Origin of the sequence: Pseudoalteromonas sp. MMG024 (assembly GCF_021654175.1) — a bacterium.
Classification (GTDB): Bacteria; Pseudomonadota; Gammaproteobacteria; order Enterobacterales; family Alteromonadaceae; genus Pseudoalteromonas.
On record NZ_JAKFZO010000044.1, the window covers coordinates 1 to 4163 of the forward strand.

The 4163-nt window shown below is 38.2% G+C and carries 4 protein-coding genes; 3 read left to right on the forward strand and 1 reads right to left on the reverse strand.

Going from position 1 to position 4163, the window contains the following annotated elements; genetic code table 11:
* Positions 1-15 precede the first annotated feature (15 nt).
* The gene (locus L1068_RS21735) at positions 16-261 is read left to right on the forward strand and encodes a hypothetical protein (protein WP_237131949.1); all 246 of its coding nucleotides are present in this window, start codon (positions 16-18) and stop codon (positions 259-261) included.
* A gap of 30 nt (positions 262-291) precedes the next feature.
* On the opposite strand, the gene L1068_RS21740 is transcribed toward L1068_RS21735, so the two are convergent.
* Positions 292-1350, reverse strand: a complete 1059-nt coding sequence (locus tag L1068_RS21740) for a serine hydrolase domain-containing protein (RefSeq protein ID WP_237131950.1) — start codon at positions 1348-1350, stop codon at positions 292-294.
* A gap of 283 nt (positions 1351-1633) precedes the next feature.
* Between L1068_RS21740 and L1068_RS21745 the strand changes: the two genes are divergently transcribed.
* On the forward strand, positions 1634-3145 hold the full coding sequence (locus L1068_RS21745) for a response regulator (RefSeq protein WP_237131951.1): 1512 nt from the start codon (positions 1634-1636) through the stop codon (positions 3143-3145).
* 205 nt (positions 3146-3350) lie between these two features.
* Positions 3351-4019, forward strand: coding sequence for a thermostable hemolysin (locus L1068_RS21750; RefSeq protein WP_237131952.1), 669 nt, complete (start codon positions 3351-3353; stop codon positions 4017-4019).
* The last annotated feature ends 144 nt before the right edge of the window (positions 4020-4163 follow it).

The window sequence follows — 4163 nt, forward strand, 5'->3', positions numbered from 1 at the left end:
TAGGGTCAATTTGAAATGCTCGCGGGCAAACCCGTTTTAACCATTTCAAAGCAAGTAATTGACGGTCGTAACGTTATAACTGAGGGGCATTTCAATCAATTCAAATATAATGGGCAAGTATTAGGGCCTTGGTTATTTGTTATTGCTCATCAGTTCAACGACAAGAATAAAATTATCAAACAAACGGATTGGATTAATTACACTCCGCGAAAACAGTTTCTTGGTGGTAAGAACATGAATCAAGGATTACACGAAAAGTAATCGGGGCAACAAGCGTTGCCCAAGCACAGTTTAATCTGCATCCACCAAGCTCATAATATTGAAAGCCAAATTACCTGAAGGGAACTCCTCTTCATTGGCAAGCACGGCAACAAAGTAACCACTGTCTTCTGAACGCAGAATATAGCTCACAAAGCCATCAATACCACCACCATGTTGATAGAATTTTTCATTGTGGCGATTAGTACTGATATTCCAGCCAAGAGCGTAGCCATTTAAGCCTACAGTGTACATTTTTTGTGTAGATTCTTCTGAAATGAGTGCGCGGTTGGTAACACCTTGATGCCATTTATATAAATCTTCCACCGTTGACACTAATGCACCCGCGGCATAAGGCACTGTCATTGAAATATCACCAACCGGCTTATTGTTGCTGTAGCCTTGTGCAAATTTATCATAGCCAATTTTGTCTTTGCCATAGCTGCTGTTAGTCATGCTTAGTTTTTGAAAAATCTCTTGCTCAATAAACTGTGCATACGTTTTACCACTCACTTCTTCAATAATATAACCCGCTATCACGTAGTTTGAGTTGGAGTATTTAAACTTGCTACCCGGCGTAAATTCGAGCGGTGCATCTTTAAATTTTTCAATTAATTGAAGCGGAGTTAGCGACGTATTTTTGTAAGATGAGAAGCTTCCCATCTCGGTATAATTTTTAATGCCGCTGGTCATATTGAGCAGATTTTTAAGCGTAATCTTATCACCATTTGGATAGTCATTTAGGTACATGGCAAGCGTATCATCCAATGAGAGAAGACCACGCTCTTCGAGAATCAATACAGCCATCGTTGTAAATTGTTTACTAATCGAACCTATGCGAAATATGGTCTCGGAGGTATTTTCTACTTTGTTAGCACGCTCGGCGTAATCGTAGCCACGGTTCAGCAAAATTTCACCATCTTTAGCGACTAACACCGCGCCAGAAAAGTCTTGGCTTGCGACGTATTGCGCTAAAGTTTGGCCATCATTTGGTTTCGATACTTCGATTTCTTTGTCGCTTGAACAGGCAACAAGGGTAAGCGATACAACAGAAAATAGTAGAGACTTAAAAAGCCCTTTGGTGGTTAACATCCTAGTTTACTCAATTAGTAATAGTTGCATTTAGCGTAGCAATGCGTGCTTTTAACTACTTTGGGTAATTTGTTTGAAAATGTTGGTAACTTTTAACAATTAGACACGTCTTGAATGGATCTGCTTGAGTAATGATGCCTTAATTAATGTTTGTCGAAGACGGTAACTTTAAGTTTTGTAATTACACAGCAACTTTTCGAAATAACTCTATACTTAATAAGACGTTATCTTAAAAAGGTAAATCTATCAGTGGTTCTCAAGCGTTACACAGTAAGGCGTATAAATGAAAGAGAATGAATTAACCATACTCCTACTTGAGCAAATGCCAGAGATGAATGGGGTATTATTATCTATCCTGCATGAGCTTAATTTCTCAAATATTCACCTTTATAAGCGTGTTGAAGATGCCTGGCGTCACTTTAAAAAAATCCCACCCGATTTAATTATTTGTGACTGGTACCCTGATAAATACGATACCTTAGCGTTATTAAAACAAGTGAGACAAGCATCTCAAGGAGCAGATACACCGTTTATTATTGTTTCAGGCATTATTGAACACAACTTGGTAAAGCAGGCGATTGCAATGGGGGTTAGCGAATACATTGTAAAGCCATTTTCAGTGAATATGTTTGAGCAAAAAATAAAACTCGCACTTCAGCATAAAACGAGTGCGAATAATGGTAATTACTTTAAGCCAAAAATAAGAGAAACATTTAATACTAAGATAGGGTTATGTTTTAAAAATAGCAGTTTAATGGATTTGGTTTTGCCTCAGTTGAAAAGTTATACGAGTGCTCATTTTCAAACCATAGATGCGGCTTTGGTAGCTGCTGAAACCGACAAAACACTCGACTTATTAGTGATTGAGCATGATTTATTATTGGCTCAAACATCATTACAATCAACGCTCCTCAAATTGTGTCACTCGGGCCAACTCGATGTTATTCTGATTAGTGAACAATCGATCCCAATAGAAAGCAATGAGTTACGTAAACGAGGGTTTAAACACTTTATTGATACGCGTCATTCGCTTGTGGATTTAGCCACAAGAGCAGATTTAATTATCAATTTGAAAAAAGCCTTGCTGCATACCAAAGACACAGTCATGCAAGCAGCTTCAGAAGTGCACGAAGCGAAAGAGTTTGAAAATAATGTGCTTGAGTCAATACAATCAGAAGCAGCGCAAATTTCAAGCCTAAGCGAGCAAATTAAAGCAACGGCAAAAAAGCCCAGTTTGACCCATCAATTGAGCGATGAAATACATCAACGTGCAGAAAAAATAGAATCTTACAAGTCAGTACTTACTTCAAGCTTAAAAGACTTAAAAACACTTCAACATTCAGAAAAAGAATTACTTTCGGTATCTCAACTTATTGAAAAAGCAAATGAGTTATTCAGTAATCAATTGAAGCAGCGAAAGATTAGTTTTGTCAGCCACTTATCTGGCGAAGAGCAAGCAAACGTTAATCCAACACTTTTTGCTAGCCTATTTATGTTTTTGATGCGGTCAATTATTTTGGATAGCCGCTATGAGAGCAACATTGAGTTCAGTGCTGAAATAAATAACGAGAGCACTTTCGTTGAAGTCAAGATTTGTGCCGAAATGACAGGCTTTCCCCATTTGCAAGACATCATGAAGCACACTTGGTTTGAACAAAATGGCGAACTTAATTTCGTTTTAAAAGACACCATAGAGCAATTGTGCAAATCACAGTTACATCACTATGAAATTAAATTTGATCAGACAAAAAGTTTGCTTAATGTAATATTTAGCATCTCAGGTCGATCCCAATAAAAGATGGTATAAAGAGTCTTAAAATGTTGTGAGCCTTTAATATTTTGACGAGTAAATAAAAAAATGTCAATCAGAAAAGCTAAACTCATGTTTTTAAAGGTTAATTTAATCGCCATTAATTGCCAATTTTAAACCAAACATTTCTTAAGTTTCATTTAAGGTTTCTTTCATAAAGTTACTCTATCGCAAGATGGAGAGCCGTTTTATGTTAAAGCCTAAAGATAATTTCCTTAGTTTTACAGCGTCGTTATTACCTCGCTTTGAGTTAGCGCCATTGGCGCAAGCGTCGCATATTGCACGTTTTATTGAACAAGGCTATGCAGACCGTTACCAAGCAGAAATTAGCGTTACCATGCCATTGTTATTGCAATTACGTTTTGCTGGAAAAACAGCTGCAATCGGTATTCGCCGTGCGACAGAGCCGCTATTTTTAGAAAATTACCTAGATGCACCTATTGAGTCTTATGCAAGAGCGCATAATGGTGGGGTCGATCGTGAGCAAATCGTGGAGTACGGCAGCTTATTTAGTAATGGTCGTAATTTATCAACACCGCTTTTCATGCTTTCAACCTTGGCGTTAGTGCATCAGAACGTAAAAGCATTGGCTTTTTGCGCAACGCACAAGGTTGCGAGCATTCTCGAACGTTACGGTTTAAAGCTCATTAAACTGGTAAAAGCCGAGGCAAAACGTCTGCCAAATCAAGGAGAGAACTGGGGGAGCTACTACCGCACAAATCCACATGTGTACTTATTGTCGCTCGATCAGCTAAATCAGGTTATCCGTAACCGCACTAAATACTTACAGCTTTATCGTTTTTTATCGCCTGCAATTGGCCGCTATGAGCACAAATACCCTAATTGTACCCGTACCTGACTTTTTCAGTGAAGCACAAAAGCAGCATGTTATTTTCAGCTGCAAAGTGAGTCATGTGATTTCTGAAAAGCCAACAGCAGACAGCAAACCACTAGTAGGAACTGATTTATTTATCAATGAAGTTGGTTATCACGGTGATGTTAC